This is a genomic window from Nocardia sp. NPDC058658 (assembly GCF_042716665.1).
Lineage (GTDB): Bacteria > Actinomycetota > Actinomycetes > Mycobacteriales > Mycobacteriaceae > Nocardia.
This window is the reverse complement of the sequence record NZ_JBHXRR010000001.1, coordinates 753,825-767,370: the sequence shown is the minus strand read 5'-3', so window position 1 is coordinate 767,370 and position 13,546 is coordinate 753,825. Positions and strand designations below refer to the sequence as shown.

The window sequence follows — 13,546 nt, the reverse complement described above, 5'->3', positions numbered from 1 at the left end:
GGACACAGCCATGAAGCCGCCGCTCGCAAATCATCGCGAGCGGCGGCTTTGCCCACTGCTGGGGTGTTCAGCGGAATTTGTCGTCCAGTTCGGACCGGCGACGAGGATCTCGTCGCGGTCCGCTGCGTCGGTCGGGGTGTTTCGCGGCCTGCTCGTACCAGTATTTGGACAGTTCCAGATCTGGTGGATCTATCTTCTTTCGGAGGTAGTACACGAGGGCGTCCATGGCGTCGAGATGGTTGCCGTGGGCGGCGACCTTCCAGGCAGCGATGGCAGCCTGGGGATTACGGCGTGACTCGGCGGCCAATCCGACGGCGTACGCATGTTCCGGAACGGCGTTGTCGAGTACCCGTTTCCAGAAGGTCTCTGGTATGGGGCGAGCTTGTCCTTCCTGCCCGTCGTCGGCCGCGACGAGGTAGTCGAAGGGGGTATAGGCCCGATTCGGTCCGGGTTGTGGATGCGTGGTCAGGGCGGCGACCCGACCGTTCGCGGCAGGCGCGTTGCGTACCTTTCGCAGGTCGTCTCGGATTTCCTGCACCGATGGCTCGATTTCCGGAAAGTCGTCAGCGAGCCTGTCGACGGTGAGCTCGATCAAGACCGACTCAGTGATCGGGTCGGGTCGGCCTACTCTCACCCAATCGACCGCGACACGAACAATCGTGATCTCGATGGGTTCGCCACTGCGATACCAGCTCAGGAGCGACGGCGCGCCGGCCAGATGGGCCGCGAGCCCGCGCGAGAGGTCGCGTCGTGGATACAGCAGCCGTGCGCGGTGATCCTCGGTGGCGTCCTCGCACGTCGGACGCAACTCGATCACGTGCGCACGCTCGAGCAACAAGCGGGTCTCTCGCGTGGGCTCGGTGATCCCGGACAACAATTCGGCGTGACGCTCCGAGCGGACCGTCGCGATGAACACGGTGGGCGCGGCCCTACGCGCGATGGCATCGAGTTGAGCATTGGTGAGCGGGTTGGCGTGGGTCAGATAGCGATGAATATCGTCGAGCCACACGGCGATCGGGGTCGTCGAGTCGCGAACGGCTGGGTGGTGGGCCACCGCGTCGACGTGTCCGGGGACCGGTTCGACCAACAGGGCGTCGGGGGCCGCTTTTCGCAGCATTTCGAACGCTGTGCGTGTCTTGCCGGATTTCGATGGCCCGAGGACCAGGACGAGTTGATTCTCGGTGGTGTTCGCGGCCACGGCGGAACCGGTTCGAACGGCGGATTGCAGCCGGAGGTCGACATTGTTGTAGGTACGGGCGACATACCAGTCGACGTCGCCGTGCGTTTCGGCATTTCCGACCGGAGACGGCGTCGCGCCGAGGGTGTACGGGTTGAGTGACCGGATCGTCGGCAACTTTCCGTCGTGCACGTTATGAACGACATCGTGCAGCGCGGAGAAGGACTGAACCAGCGTGCTCGAGACAGCGAGCCCGGTTGTGTTGTCCAGCCCCTGGATTCGGCCGTAGTTGACTGTCAGGGCCAGCAGCGCGGCGGTGTCGCGGACTGCCGCAGTCGGCCTGGGTAAATCGCGTTGTCCGAGTCTGTCGACGAGGAGTCGGTATGTCTGGTCGAGGGTCAGGAATTCTTCGTCGGTCTGGTGGCCGGTGCGCAGGATATCGAGCAATTCTCCGGTGAAGGCGGTACATCCGTCGCGTCCGTCGGCCTCGGCCTCGGTCTTGCCGTCCGTCGCGGCCAGCACGAGCGCACCACGGATGTCGATGGTGGTCGGACGGAGCGGGGGCGTAGCGGTGTCGCCCATCGGCCGCCGGGCAACGGCACGTCCGCTGTAGCAGCAGTCCAGAATGACGACCTTGACCACGGCAGGTGACCTACTGATCTCGCGCCGGATCAAGTCGAAGGGAATGGTTGTCGCTTCCGGCCATCGCCGACTGGAGCCCGCGGTGGTGAGACCGAGGTCGTGGTCCAAGGGGACAGCGTGGCCCGCGTAGTAGAACAGGAGCAGATCGGTTGCCTGGTTGCCCGCACTCTGTAACGCGTCGAGCACGGTGACGCTACTCGTGGGATCAGGCACCGCCGAAATATGCTGCAACGCCGAATGTTTGCGTAGGAAGCTCTCGAGTCGCTCGAGATTGGTCGTGACCGACTCGAGAACGCTGAAATCCTGCGCCGTCTGGTACGCGGACATTCCGACCAGAACTGCCCGCGATTTCTCACTGTTCGGGAGGCGCATGGCCCTCGAACGCTCGGTCGAGGGCATCACGAATGGTGTTCTTACCCAAGGAAGTTCCAGCGTCCACCGACACTTCGGACTTTCCGGCGGGCCCGTGGAAAACGATCCGGAGCTTGGTCCGATGGGTCGCCAACCAGGTAGTGATGCAGGTGGTGAGCCCGCCGACGAAAACCGGATCCGTCAGCACCAGCTGAATGATTTCCCCGGCACCCATCTTCGAAGGGTCGGACTGCACGGGAACCAATGCCTTCTCGGCAGGCCTGAGGTCGTCATCGACGAGGATCTCGTTGTAGAGCGAGCGGAGCAGTTCGTGAGGATCCGCGGTATCGGCAATCGAAATAGTCAGCTGCGCCAAGTCGAGCCCCCATGCATAGGCAAACAAAAGTGTCTATCGCATCGCGAATCATACTGTAAGACAGGAGGTCTCGGCGCGATCTTTTCGAAGATCGGTTCGCCTGCGGTGATCTCAGGCTTGTTCGGACAATGCGGTGAGGGAGGCCGCCGCTCGTGGATCGTCGCGGGCGGCGGCCTTCCACCATTGCTCGGCCTCGGCGCGTTCGCCTTGTTGGAGCAGGAGGGTGCCGAGGTCGTAGGCGGCGCCGCTGTGGCCTGCGCGGGCGGCTTGGGTCCACAGGATGCGGGCTGATGCGTGTTCGCCGCGTTCGTGCATGACGGTGCCGAGGTCGTGCAGGGCGCCGCCGACTCCCTGGCTGGCCGATCGTGGGCGAGGGGGTGCGATGGAGATGTCGGTCGGGGGATCGCAAGCCGCAAGGGAGAAGTTCGGGAGGTCTAGGGGGTCGGCGATGGCCGGATCAGCCGCGGCGATCGGGCCGGTGGTGAGTTCCACGACCAGTTCGTTGAAATCGGGTGTGCCGGGCCCGGTGCTGCACCACAGCGTCGACGCCCCGTCGGGGAGCAGGTCGACCACCATCCCGTAATTGCCGGTCCAGGACTGATGCGTCCCCGACCCCGCCACCCACACCGGCGTGAGTGTGAACAGCGCGTCGGGTGCGTCGGCGGTCACCGAGATGTCGATGCCCGAGGCGAGAGCTTCGTACCAGATGTCGACGCCCGCCAGGGATCTCCCGTCCAGATTCACGTGCCCGTCGTGCACGGAGAGCCCGAGCCCCAGGCCGGTCACGTCCTCGGGCGCCATCACCGACAGCGCCCGCAGATGAACCGACGTCGTCCCGGCGGGCAGGGCCTCGGTGTACATCGGATACACCGCCGCGCCACACCATTCGATCGGATCGGCGCCGCGGTAGCGCTGATCGAGCGGAATCGGTTCGCCGGGACGTTGCGCGCCGGGATCATTCATCGGTGGAACCCACCCTTTCCGCTGTCACGCCCCCTCGCGGCGCCTCACGGTCCGCGGTTGCGCGCTACACCGTACTCGTGTCTACGTGGGGGCGTGGCGGATTCGGGTGTCCGCGTTCAGACGGCGACCGATTCGCCGATCTCCTCCTCGACCGCAGCGGGCGCGACCGGCTTCGGTGCGTGGCGTGCCTCGTACCGGCCCGCCACCACGACGAGCACCAGACCGACCGTCAACCAGGCGAACAACCCGAACAGCCGCGATCCGAACCCGGCGCCACCGTCGAAGTAGAGCAGGCTGCGCACGCCTTCGACGAAGTCGGCGCCATTCCAGAAGGAGTGCAGCGCGCCGAAGAAGCCGTTCTGCAGTTCGGGTCCGTAGACGCCGCCCGAGGTGGTGAAGTTCAGCATCACGAACAGGGTGATCAGGGCCAGGGTCGTCCAGCGCTTCAGGAACGTGTGCAGCCCGATGCCGATCAGGATGATGCCCGAGGCGTAGAGCCAGGCGATGCCGAACACGCTCAGGAGACTGCTGTCGATCACCCCGAACACCGGACCCGCCACGAGAACGCCGATGAGGCTGACGATCATCGCGGTCACCACCCCGACCGCGGCGCGCACCCGCATCCGCAACATCGCGCCCGCCGCGCCGATCACGGCGACACTGCCGTAGGCGCCGACGCTCAACGCGACCAACAGGAAGAAGATGCCCTGACCCGTCGGGTCACCACCGGCCTTGGTCGTCACATCGGTGACCGCCAGCGGCACACCCTGATGATCCGACACCGACCGGAAAGCCACCTCCGCCGCCATCGCGCTCGTATCGGAGCTCGCCGTGGCGACGAGCAGTTCCGGCTTGGTCGCGTCGGGCACATACGCCCCGACGAGCTCGCGATTGTTCAGCGCGCTGATGGCGGCTTCGCGGTCGGGCACGGTGATCATGTCCAGGCCTGCGCCGCCCTTGTCCTTCATCGTCTGCGCGAGCACCATCGACTGCGGGGAGTCGCCGACGACGGCGAGCGTGAGGTTGTTCGGCTCGGGCTGGTGAAACGCGCCGAGGTAGGCGAAGGCCATGCCGAGACACATCAGCAGCGGCGTCAGCAGATGGCCGGCGATGTGCCGGAACTGGGTGCGAGTCATCGAGGGAAATCTCCAAACAGTTGGTAAATGCAACTATGTATGGTTGTATGATACAACTATGAACGTGCGGAACACAAGAACCCAGGCTGTCGACACCATCCAGCGCGAACTCACCGCGTTCGCCCGTCGCGCCCGCGGTCGCGCCACCGAACTGCACCCCGAGCTGAGCCTGGTCGCCTACAGCATTCTCGACCTCATCCTCGAGCGCGACGGCCGCCTGGCCACCGACGTCGCCGAGCAGTTCCTACTCGACAAGTCGACCGTCAGCAGGCAGGTCGGCGCGCTCGAGCGGCTCGGCTACCTCGAACGCGCCGTCGACCCCGCCAACCGCCGCAATCACGTCCTGCAGGCCACCCCCGAGGGACGAAAGGTCGCCCGCGAGGCCGAACGCCGCCGCCGCGAGGCCTTCCAGGCGCGTTTCGCCGACTGGGCCGACGCGGACGTCACCGCCATGGCCGGTTACCTGGCCCGCTACAACCGTGGCGACTGATCAACCCACGTAGTCTCGCGGTGGGCATCCGGCTGGCTATTGCGCGCGTCACTCCCGCCGGTGGGCGGTGCCCCGATGGCGCCCGCGAGTCGGTATAGTCGCCGCGGATGAGTAGTGACACCACCCACCCCGAGCAAGAGCGTTCCCCACGCCCGATCAATCGAGCATGGTGGCTGGTGCCGGTGTTGCTCACCATTGTTTCGGTCATCTGCGTCAGGACGCCGATCTGGCCCTTCGAACGCTATTCCGACGGCTTCATCGACCTGCAGGTCTACCGCCTCGGCATCGAGGCGATGCGCGACGGCGCCGACATGTACGGCCAGCTGCCCAAGACCTCGATCGGCATCGGACTACCGTTCATCTACCCGCCGTTCGCGGCCATCGCGCTCGCGCCGTTCGCGCTGCTGCCGTGGGCCACGGCCAAGATCCTCTACGTCGTGGTGTCGATCGCCGCGCTCTCCTGGACCCTGTACCTGGTAGCCCGCCGCTACCACCCCGACCGCAAGCAGGCCGCCCTGCTGGTCACCGCCTGCGCGATCCCCATGGCGATGCTGCTGGAACCGGTCCGCGCGACCATCGACTTCGGCCAGGTCAACCTGCTGCTGATGGTGCTGGTCGCCACCGACTGCCTGCTCCCGAAGACCCGCTACCCGCGCGGCATGCTGATCGGCCTCGCCGCCGCCATCAAGCTCACGCCCGCCGCGTTCGTCCTCTACTTCCTGGTCCGCAAGGACTACAAAGCTGCCGCGACCGCCGCCGCCACCGGCGCGATCGCCACCGTGGCCTCGTTCGTGTTCCTGCCCAAGGAATCGACCAACTACTGGTTCGGCGGACTCGGAAACGTGTCCGGTCTCAGCGGTTCGGCCTTCCACACGAACCAGTCGATCCAGGCCGTCATGGCCCGCCTGCACATCACCGGCCTCCCCTTCGACGTGCTGTGGCTGGTACTCGGCGCCCTCCTGCTGGCGCTGGTCGTCGCCGCGATGCGCAAGGCCGCCGACGCCCCCGCGATCGCCCTGTCCCTCAACGCCGTCTTCACCCTGCTGCTCTCGCCGATCTCGTGGTCGCACCACTGGGTCTGGATCGCCCCCGCGCTCCTCGCCATGGTCTGCCACGCCCGCACCCTGCCCGCCGCGAGCGCCCGGGGCTGGTACGCCACCTCCGTGGTGGTCGCCGCGGTCTTCGTGATCGCCCCCCACAGCTTCCTGCCCGACGGCGAACACCGCGAGACCTCCTGGACCTGGGACCAGCACATCATCGGCGACACGTATGTGTGGTTGGCTGTCGCACTCGTCGTGCTGTTCCTGGTGACCGGTCGACGAACCACGCCTGCGGTGAAGGTGCCGGCGGCGGTCGAGGAGCCGGCACGCGCCGCTTGAGCAACGTTCGGAGCAGTCAGTGTGAGTGAATCTGCGCGTGAGCCTCTTCGACTGAAGATCCCGCGAGAAGCGCTGACACTCCGCTCGTGAAGTGGGGGCACTCGACGATGTCGGAATGCCGACAAGCCAAGCCGTGGGCGATGGCATCGCGAGCCGCCGATGCCTGAGCGATCCGTTGATCCAGTTCGGCGAGCTTGCGCTGGTACAGCTCTCGCCACCCGGCGTCGGCCTGTGCACGAGCCCCGGCGTCGCGATCGCCGAGTTCGCTGCCCGAGCCACACACGGCCACGTCTACGGCATCGACCACTCCCGAACCATGGTCCGCCATGCCACCCGTCGCAACGTCGCCGTCCGGGCAGGCCGCGTGCATGACCGGATCGTGTTGTGCTTTGCCACAGATTGATTCGTATTCTGCTGTGCCGATGACTGGTTCGATCGGCGGCGGATATTCGCGGGTAGCCGCTGTTCGAAGTGTTGATCAGCGCAATTTTCCACCGGCCCTCGGTGATTTCTGGACAATTATCAACAGTACTGACCCGGACATGTGGAATTGACAAAGACGGGTTGTGGTACGGCTGCGGCGGCGTTTACTGGATTGCACCCGCCACGTGGAAGTTCCGGTGTTACTCGGCCTACTCGGCGGTGACTCCGAGGAGGATAGGATGAATGACAGTGCCGTCTTCGTCGTCGACCGGCTTCAATTGGTCGGAATCCTGTGTGCCGCCCGTGCCGCGGCACGCGACATCGCCGCAGCCCACCACCTCCGGATCGTGCACACGATCGTCGAACCCGACGTGGACCTCGAATCGCTACTCGCCTACATCGATACCCACGAGATCGCCGTTGCCATCACTCCGACGTTCCGACACATCCAGAACAACCCGGCGTGGGTCCGAACCCGCTGCGACCTGATCACCATGAGCCCACTGTCCTACCAACGCCGCCAACGAAGACTGATCGTCTCCTGAGCGCGTCACGTACGGGCATCCGCCGAGTCACCACCAGCCCTCGGCCAACTCCATCGTCGGCAGATCGGATCCCCGAACCCGTCGTACATGCCGAGCCCGGCGCCCCGGTGAAATTCGCGTAACCGACTGCGCCGTCAGGAATTCCGTGCCGTTCGAAGGTGACCACACACCGATCGACCCGCAACTGTGCCTCGACGGCGGCGGAACTGTCGACGGCGCGTTCTGCGTGGGCGGCCGATATACCGGATACTTCGTGCGGTAGCGATTGCCGCCATTAACTATTCGGCCCGCCGTGGTGAAAGCAGGTCACCGAGATGCACCCACTCCTCACACGGTTGGACGACTGGCTCGCGTCGAACCGACCCGAGTACCACGCCGGTCTACGACCCGGCGCCGCAGACTCCGCCATCGACGAGATCGCGCGACGGATCGACGGTGAACTCCCGCCACTGCTGCGGAGCCTGCTCGTCTGGCACGACGGACATGTCGATACCAATACCGCGTGCCTGGAATCGTATTGGTGCCCGATGTCCGCCGAAGGCATCGTGGATACATTGGACATGATCGCGGACATGGTGGAGTACGAAGACTTCGCCGACGAGTGGGGTATCGACTGGGTGCCGTTCCTGGAGAACCAGTTCGGGGACTACGTGTGTATCGATCTCCACGGCGCGTTCGACGGAACACCCGGTCAGATCGTCGAATTCCACCACGACGGCGACTACCGGACAATTACCTTCCCGTCGTTGCAGGCGTGGCTCGAAACACTCGTGACAGCACTGGAATCGGGAATGTACGAGGTGGAAGAAGACGGGCGGCCTCAGGTCGTCGACGACGCCGCCTACGAGGCACTCGTCGCGGATCGACACCCCGGTTACCCCATCGACATACAGCTCGCTGACTACGCGTCCGACGAGCGGGAATCCGACGCCGCCAAGGTATCCCATATCACGAACCACATCGCTCATGCGGTCGACCTGGACAGGCTACGCACCACTCTTCGAGATCTCGGCCAAGGCAGCGCTGTACTCGACAGCGCATTCGGCATCACCGCATCGACTCGGCCCACGTCTTGAGCGCCGCGAAGTCGTCGCCGACCAAGCCGAGCGCCGGATGAACGAACCGCAGTAGAGCGTCGGTGTTGTGCTCGGTCCGGGCGCAGGCACCCGTGAGCTACTCCGCCGCGACAGGCGGCATCAAGTCGCTCGCGCTGACGGTATAAGCCAGCGGGGGATAGTCGAAGTCGGTTTCGTTGTTTTCGCGCCGTCGCAGTTGATAGAACTCGCGCCGCTGATCCTCGTCAGCCAACACCAGACGCGCACCCTGCGGAAGATATGCCCGCCCTTCGCGAAACCGGAGGACAGTCTTCGCTGCGCGGAAGGTGACGCCGAGCCATCGGTTTTCCGCTGCCCGGGCGCCGGCATTCAGAACGATCTTGTGTCTGAGCTGCCGATTCGACGCGACGGAGAACACGACAACACTGTTGTGGGCGAGAGGGATTTCGAACTTCTCGCCGGACTCTTTCGATTCGAAGATCAGGTTCCTCGGCGGCACTCCGAATGCGGGTTACCCTGCGGAATGCGGTTGCGTCCCTTGGTTATCGACGCGTTGATCGTGATGGCCCTCATGACCGTGGCGGTGATGCTCGGGCAGGAAGCGACGGCGCAGGGGTGGCCGGCGCTCGACGTCACCGGTTATGTGCTGGTCGGCCTGGTGAATCTGCCGCTGGCACCGCGTAATCGGGCGCCGATTGCCGTGTGTGTGACCGTCGATGTGGCGTGGCTGGTCTACATCACTGCCGGGTACTGGCCGGTCGTCAACTCCTTCGGGCCGATGCTCGCGCTGTATACCGTCGCCTCGCTGCGTCGCACCCGGGTCGCGGCGGTGAGTGCCGTGGTGATGGCCGCGATATGGACCTTTTCCGGTCTGCTCCATGACAATTCGGTGATGGCGTCGGTTGTCGCGCAGGCGGTGGTCTTCTCCGCGGTGATCTGGCGTTTCGGCCATCTCGCCCGTCGCTCGGCCCGGCTCGCCGAACAATTGCGCCGCGAACAGCTCGAGCGGGCCGCCCGTGAGGTCGCCGAGGAACGCGGCCGGATCGCCCGGGAACTGATTCCGGCCCGGAGCGACTGCTCGCCGCGGTGGCCGCGGTCCGTGGCGGTGATTCGCTGTTCGCACCCAGCGTCACCCGCCGCCTGGTCGAAGCCTTCGCCGGTGGTCGCACCGCGAGCGTCGAGCCGCCGCCCGACCTCGACCGGTTGACCGGTCGCGAGGTCGAGGTCCTGACACTGACCGGGCGCGGCCTGTCCAATTCCACAATCGCCGACGAGCTGGTCATCAGTGAGGCCACCGTCAAGACGCACCTGAACCGTGCGATGAACAAACTGGGCCCCGGCAGCCGCGCGCAAGCCGTGGTCGTCGCCTATGAAACCGGCCTGATCATCCCCGCGACGACGCCCACCCCACCCGAAACCACCCCCTGACCATCACTGCTCGCCTGAAAGCTGTTCCGTCCCACTATTTCCCGCCTGCATATATTCGCGCACGGTCAGCGCTGCCCGCATTTTCCAGATGAGACCCGGGTCGTGCTGGTGGAGTCCGGCGAGACGGTAGATCCGTTTGAGTCGATAGTCGACGGTGTTCTGATGAATGTGCATTTCCCGTGCGGTGAGTCGACGATTCAAACCATTGTCGAGGTGCGCGCGCAGCGTGTCGATCAGATCGGGTTGTTCGGCAACCGCGTCGAGGGCCGTTTCGAGGCGGTCGCGGCCCGGACCCGGGCGTGTCAGCTGATATTCGATCGCGAGATCGCCGAAATGGTAGAGACCCGGCGGTCGATGGAGTCTGTGTACAACGTCGAGCAATTCATGTCCGTCCGCGGTAGCCGAGGGGATAGCATCTCGCTGCGCCTCGATCGCAATGACAGTCAGTGATGCCTGAACGATCAGGTCACGGAATTCTTCGAGGTCGGGCGAGCCTGGAATCAGGATGGTTCCCCCGAGGGCACTGTGCAGTGCGGACACCGACGGTCCGAATCGCCGCGCCAGCATTTCCAGGAAGTGGCTGGGGGAGAAGGCATCTCGATCGGCGGACACCGACAGCACCGAGTACCGGTCGGCCAGTGGCGTGCCCCGTTCCCGCGCGACCATGGCCGCGTGGCGCCCGCTGAGCAGGGCGCGAGTGACCGCCTGTCCGTCGAGCTCGAGAGGCGACTGCATCACCTCGAGATATGCCGTCGAGACGGTCGCATTGATCGTTTGCATGGCGTCCATGAGGTGATCGACTTTGTGCGCCGGGGATTTCGCGGTGCGGTCGTCCAGATGTAGCCGGAACCCCGCCCGGATGAGCCGATGGACGGTCCCGATCGGGACGCCGGTGGTCGCCCACCGCGCGGCAGCGGGGTGAAGTGCTGCCCTGGCATCGGATTCCCGCGCACCACCGATCAGGTCCAAACACTCCGCGACTACGGCGCATATCTCGGCACGCAAGACGTTGCCTCGGGTATTCGCGGGCGGAATAGTGCGCAGAATTCCGTCGACAATCGACTCGACCTGGGTGGTGCTCATAGCACACCGTCCGGGCCCGGAGCGACCGAAGTGAACGATCGTTGCTTCGTAGCACCCATAACCGTCAATCCCATCTGATCACCCACGCCTACAATTCACGTCGTTGTAGGACGGTGGTCAGGAAAGTCTGAACCGAACGGTCTGCTCAGTCACTCGACTGCGGTACGAATTCATTCGGCATACGTTGTAACAGGCACCAAATCTGGGTTCACACCCCGCCGTCGCACGATATCTCTGTCGCGGGACACCGTGGGATGGCCTCATGTCCGGGTCTCGTTCATCCAGTTGGCGATCTGCACACGGCTTTTTGCGGCCAGTTTGTCCAGAATGTGCTGGATGTGGGTGTCGACGGTGCGAACCGAGACCACCAGCTCGGCGGCGATGTCGCGATTGCTCTTGCCCTGCGCGACCAGTGCCGCGATCTCGTTTTCGCGTCGGGTCAGCGGTCCCGGCTCGTCGCGAGGTTCGAGCATGAACTTCCACGCCTCGGCGATCGACATGTCCTTACCGCGCAGCCACAATTCATCGAATCGCTTGCTGCCCAATGCCTTTCGGGTCGCATCCCGGCGATGTTGGTGGATGAAGTTGACCGCGATATCGGGCGAAGCGCCCAGGTCCTGCCACCCGGTCGCCGCGATGCCGAATACCGTCGCGGCGCGCGACAGATCGCCCTGCTGGTGGGCGATCCAGGCCAGCGCCTCGACGAGATAGGCGGCCATCGCGACGCGTTCGAACCGGAATCCCTTGGCCATGCGCAAGCCCGACGTGGCCGCGCGCAACGCCACCTCCACATCGCCGAACTGCACCTCCACCAACGCTTGCCCGAACAGCGCACCGATGAGACTGAACTCGGCGCGAGCATCGGTGCAGACATCCAGGTTCCGTTGGACCGCGGCGCGTGCGGTGGCGAGGCCGCTGCTGTACGACTTGATGACCCCGTCGAGAAAGAGCAGATGCGGTTCGGGCAGACGGGCGTGCCGGTCGAACGTGGCGACGGCGTCGGAGATCAACGTGGCCGCACCGTCGACATTCATCAACAGCAGTTCCAGGAATCCTTCCGTGTGCCCGATCTGGGCGCCCAGAATCTCGTCGGTGCCCGCGAGTGCGCGCGCCTCGGTCAACAGCTCGCGTGCCGCGACGAGATCGGACTGCCAGATCGCGAACATCGCCTCGGTGCGCAGCGCGAACGCGATCGCCGGGCCGTCGACGTCTTCGGCACGGCCGGCGGCGCAGGCCCGCCGCAACCGATCCCGGGCCTCGCCGAGGGAACCCCGCATGACCCAATATTCCTCGGAGCGGGCCGCCATCCGCACGGCGACGCCCGCTTCGCCGGGCACGGTCAACGACCACGCGATGGCCTCACGAATATTGGCGTGCTCGTCGCGCAGCCGCCCGTACCACTCCCGTTGACGCGGGCTGACAGCTTCGGCGTCGGCCTGAGCGCTGAGTTGATCGAACCAATCACGGTGACGGCGAAGCGCGTTGGATTCCTCGCCGGACCCGATGAGCTTCTCGCGCCCGTACTCACGCAGCGTTTCCAGCATCCGGTACCGCACGATGCCGTTCGAATCGCTGCGCACCAGCACCGATTTGTCGAGCAACCCCTCGATGAGGTCGAGTACCGGGCTCCCTGCCTCGCTGCCGCAGACGTATTCGGCGGCCTCCAGGTCGAAAGAACCATGGAACACGGTGGACAGCGCCCACAGGTTCTGCTCGCTCGGTGAGCAGAGCCGAAAGCTCCACTCGATGGTGTCGCGCAGGGTGCGGTGCCGCGGCGTCGTGTCGGCGACCTGGTCGGTCAGCATCGACATGGTGAGCCGATCGCGCAGCTGCGCGGGCGTCAACGCCTTGATTCGGGCGGCCGCCAATTCGATGGCCAGCGGCAGACCGTCGAGACGTTCGCACACCTGCGCGACATCATCGCCCGACTCGGTGAAACCCGGCACCACCGCCGCAGCCCGATCGGTGAACAGCCGGTGCGCGTCGGTTGGCTGCAAGGGCGGCACAGGGTAGACGTGTTCGCCCCGCACCGACAGCGCCTGCCGGCTGGTAGCCAGCACCGTGAGCGTGGTGCAACGGTTGAGCAAAACGGCGAACAACGCTGCGCAACCGGCGGCAAGGTGTTCGCAATTATCGAAAACCAACAGGATCTTGCGCGCCCGCAGGTGCTCGACCAGCACATTCATCGCGGACTCGGTGGACCGGCGATGCAAGCCGAGCGCCTCGATCAGTACGTCCTCCAGCAGCGCCGCATCACGCAGTTCGGCCAGCTCGATGATCACCACACCGTCGGGGAATCGCTGGTCGAGCGTGGCGGCGATCCGCAGGACCAGGCGCGTCTTCCCGACCCCGCCGGGACCGGTCAGGGTGACCGATCGAGCACGGTCGAACAATCGTGTGATCTCGGTGGTTTCGGAACGCCGACCCACGAAGGAAGTTACGTCGCCGACGTTGGCGACTTCGTCACGTATCACGAGGCTCAGTATCTTGGTTGATTG

The 13,546-nt window shown here is 65.1% G+C and carries 14 protein-coding genes; 7 read left to right on the top strand and 7 right to left on the bottom strand.

Features of this window, described 5'->3' with window-relative positions; translation table 11 throughout:
- Positions 1-67: 67 nt before the first annotated feature.
- The 4 genes from ACFWUP_RS03540 to ACFWUP_RS03525 all read right to left on the bottom strand — a co-directional run bounded on the left by ACFWUP_RS03540 (position 68) and on the right by ACFWUP_RS03525 (position 4,645).
- Entirely contained in the window at positions 68-2,191 is a 2,124-nt protein-coding gene (locus ACFWUP_RS03540) for a caspase domain-containing protein (RefSeq protein WP_379230333.1), read from the bottom strand.
- A complete protein-coding gene (locus tag ACFWUP_RS03535) occupies positions 2,172-2,546 on the bottom strand; it encodes a hypothetical protein (protein ID WP_379230331.1) in 375 nt (124 codons plus the stop codon). The genes ACFWUP_RS03540 and ACFWUP_RS03535 overlap by 20 nt, the downstream gene beginning before the upstream one ends.
- 111 nt (positions 2,547-2,657) lie before the next feature.
- Positions 2,658-3,509 carry a hypothetical protein gene (locus ACFWUP_RS03530; protein ID WP_379230329.1) on the bottom strand — a complete coding sequence of 284 codons (852 nt, stop codon included), beginning with the start codon at positions 3,507-3,509 and terminating at the stop codon, positions 2,658-2,660.
- A 116-nt stretch (positions 3,510-3,625) separates the two neighbouring features.
- On the bottom strand, positions 3,626-4,645 hold the full coding sequence (locus ACFWUP_RS03525) for a hypothetical protein (protein ID WP_379230327.1): 1,020 nt from the start codon (positions 4,643-4,645) through the stop codon (positions 3,626-3,628).
- Between the two features lie 58 nt (positions 4,646-4,703).
- Between ACFWUP_RS03525 and ACFWUP_RS03520 the strand changes: the two genes are divergently transcribed.
- From ACFWUP_RS03520 to ACFWUP_RS03500, 5 genes are all read left to right on the top strand, one after another.
- Positions 4,704-5,135 carry a MarR family winged helix-turn-helix transcriptional regulator gene (locus ACFWUP_RS03520; protein ID WP_379230325.1) on the top strand — a complete coding sequence of 144 codons (432 nt, stop codon included), beginning with the start codon at positions 4,704-4,706 and terminating at the stop codon, positions 5,133-5,135.
- Between the two features lie 107 nt (positions 5,136-5,242).
- The gene (locus ACFWUP_RS03515) at positions 5,243-6,514 is read left to right on the top strand and encodes a glycosyltransferase 87 family protein (protein ID WP_379230324.1); all 1,272 of its coding nucleotides are present in this window, start codon (positions 5,243-5,245) and stop codon (positions 6,512-6,514) included.
- A gap of 133 nt (positions 6,515-6,647) precedes the next feature.
- Complete coding sequence (locus tag ACFWUP_RS03510) at positions 6,648-6,917, top strand: hypothetical protein (protein WP_379230322.1); 270 nt, start codon at positions 6,648-6,650, stop codon at positions 6,915-6,917.
- Between the two features lie 259 nt (positions 6,918-7,176).
- Positions 7,177-7,482 carry a hypothetical protein gene (locus ACFWUP_RS03505; RefSeq protein WP_379230320.1) on the top strand — a complete coding sequence of 102 codons (306 nt, stop codon included), beginning with the start codon at positions 7,177-7,179 and terminating at the stop codon, positions 7,480-7,482.
- A gap of 314 nt (positions 7,483-7,796) precedes the next feature.
- On the top strand, positions 7,797-8,558 hold the full coding sequence (locus ACFWUP_RS03500; protein WP_379230318.1) for an SMI1/KNR4 family protein: 762 nt from the start codon (positions 7,797-7,799) through the stop codon (positions 8,556-8,558).
- Between the two features lie 97 nt (positions 8,559-8,655).
- On the opposite strand, the gene ACFWUP_RS03495 is transcribed toward ACFWUP_RS03500, so the two are convergent.
- Positions 8,656-9,036, bottom strand: coding sequence for a hypothetical protein (locus tag ACFWUP_RS03495; RefSeq protein ID WP_379230317.1), 381 nt, complete (start codon positions 9,034-9,036; stop codon positions 8,656-8,658).
- A 24-nt stretch (positions 9,037-9,060) separates the two neighbouring features.
- Between ACFWUP_RS03495 and ACFWUP_RS03490 the strand changes: the two genes are divergently transcribed.
- Complete coding sequence (locus tag ACFWUP_RS03490) at positions 9,061-9,744, top strand: hypothetical protein (protein ID WP_379230315.1); 684 nt, start codon at positions 9,061-9,063, stop codon at positions 9,742-9,744.
- The gene (locus ACFWUP_RS03485; RefSeq protein ID WP_379230313.1) at positions 9,741-9,965 is read left to right on the top strand and encodes a response regulator transcription factor; all 225 of its coding nucleotides are present in this window, start codon (positions 9,741-9,743) and stop codon (positions 9,963-9,965) included. The genes ACFWUP_RS03490 and ACFWUP_RS03485 overlap by 4 nt, the downstream gene beginning before the upstream one ends.
- A gap of 3 nt (positions 9,966-9,968) precedes the next feature.
- On the opposite strand, the gene ACFWUP_RS03480 is transcribed toward ACFWUP_RS03485, so the two are convergent.
- Together ACFWUP_RS03480 and ACFWUP_RS03475 are read right to left on the bottom strand one after the other, a co-directional pair.
- Positions 9,969-11,048 (bottom strand): PucR family transcriptional regulator, encoded by a 1,080-nt coding sequence (locus ACFWUP_RS03480; RefSeq protein WP_379230311.1) that lies wholly within the window; start codon positions 11,046-11,048, stop codon positions 9,969-9,971.
- Positions 11,049-11,308: 260 nt separating this feature from the next.
- Positions 11,309-13,522: a LuxR C-terminal-related transcriptional regulator gene (locus tag ACFWUP_RS03475; protein WP_379230309.1), complete on the bottom strand. Its 2,214-nt coding sequence runs from the start codon at positions 13,520-13,522 to the stop codon at positions 11,309-11,311.
- Positions 13,523-13,546: the final 24 nt, after the last annotated feature.

What these genes read in the sequence shown, in the direction of transcription:
- ACFWUP_RS03480 (WP_379230311.1), bottom strand. Translation starts at nt 11,048, where the DNA reads ATGAGCACCACCCAGGTCGAGTCGATTGTCGACGGAATTCTGCGCACT.
- ACFWUP_RS03515 (WP_379230324.1), top strand. Translation starts at nt 5,243, where the DNA reads ATGAGTAGTGACACCACCCACCCCGAGCAAGAGCGTTCCCCACGCCCG.
- ACFWUP_RS03490 (WP_379230315.1), top strand. Translation starts at nt 9,061, where the DNA reads ATGCGGTTGCGTCCCTTGGTTATCGACGCGTTGATCGTGATGGCCCTC.
- ACFWUP_RS03505 (WP_379230320.1), top strand. Translation starts at nt 7,177, where the DNA reads ATGAATGACAGTGCCGTCTTCGTCGTCGACCGGCTTCAATTGGTCGGA.
- ACFWUP_RS03500 (WP_379230318.1), top strand. Translation starts at nt 7,797, where the DNA reads ATGCACCCACTCCTCACACGGTTGGACGACTGGCTCGCGTCGAACCGA.
- ACFWUP_RS03520 (WP_379230325.1), top strand. Translation starts at nt 4,704, where the DNA reads ATGAACGTGCGGAACACAAGAACCCAGGCTGTCGACACCATCCAGCGC.
- ACFWUP_RS03540 (WP_379230333.1), bottom strand. Translation starts at nt 2,191, where the DNA reads ATGCGCCTCCCGAACAGTGAGAAATCGCGGGCAGTTCTGGTCGGAATG.
- ACFWUP_RS03525 (WP_379230327.1), bottom strand. Translation starts at nt 4,645, where the DNA reads ATGACTCGCACCCAGTTCCGGCACATCGCCGGCCATCTGCTGACGCCG.
- ACFWUP_RS03530 (WP_379230329.1), bottom strand. Translation starts at nt 3,509, where the DNA reads ATGAATGATCCCGGCGCGCAACGTCCCGGCGAACCGATTCCGCTCGAT.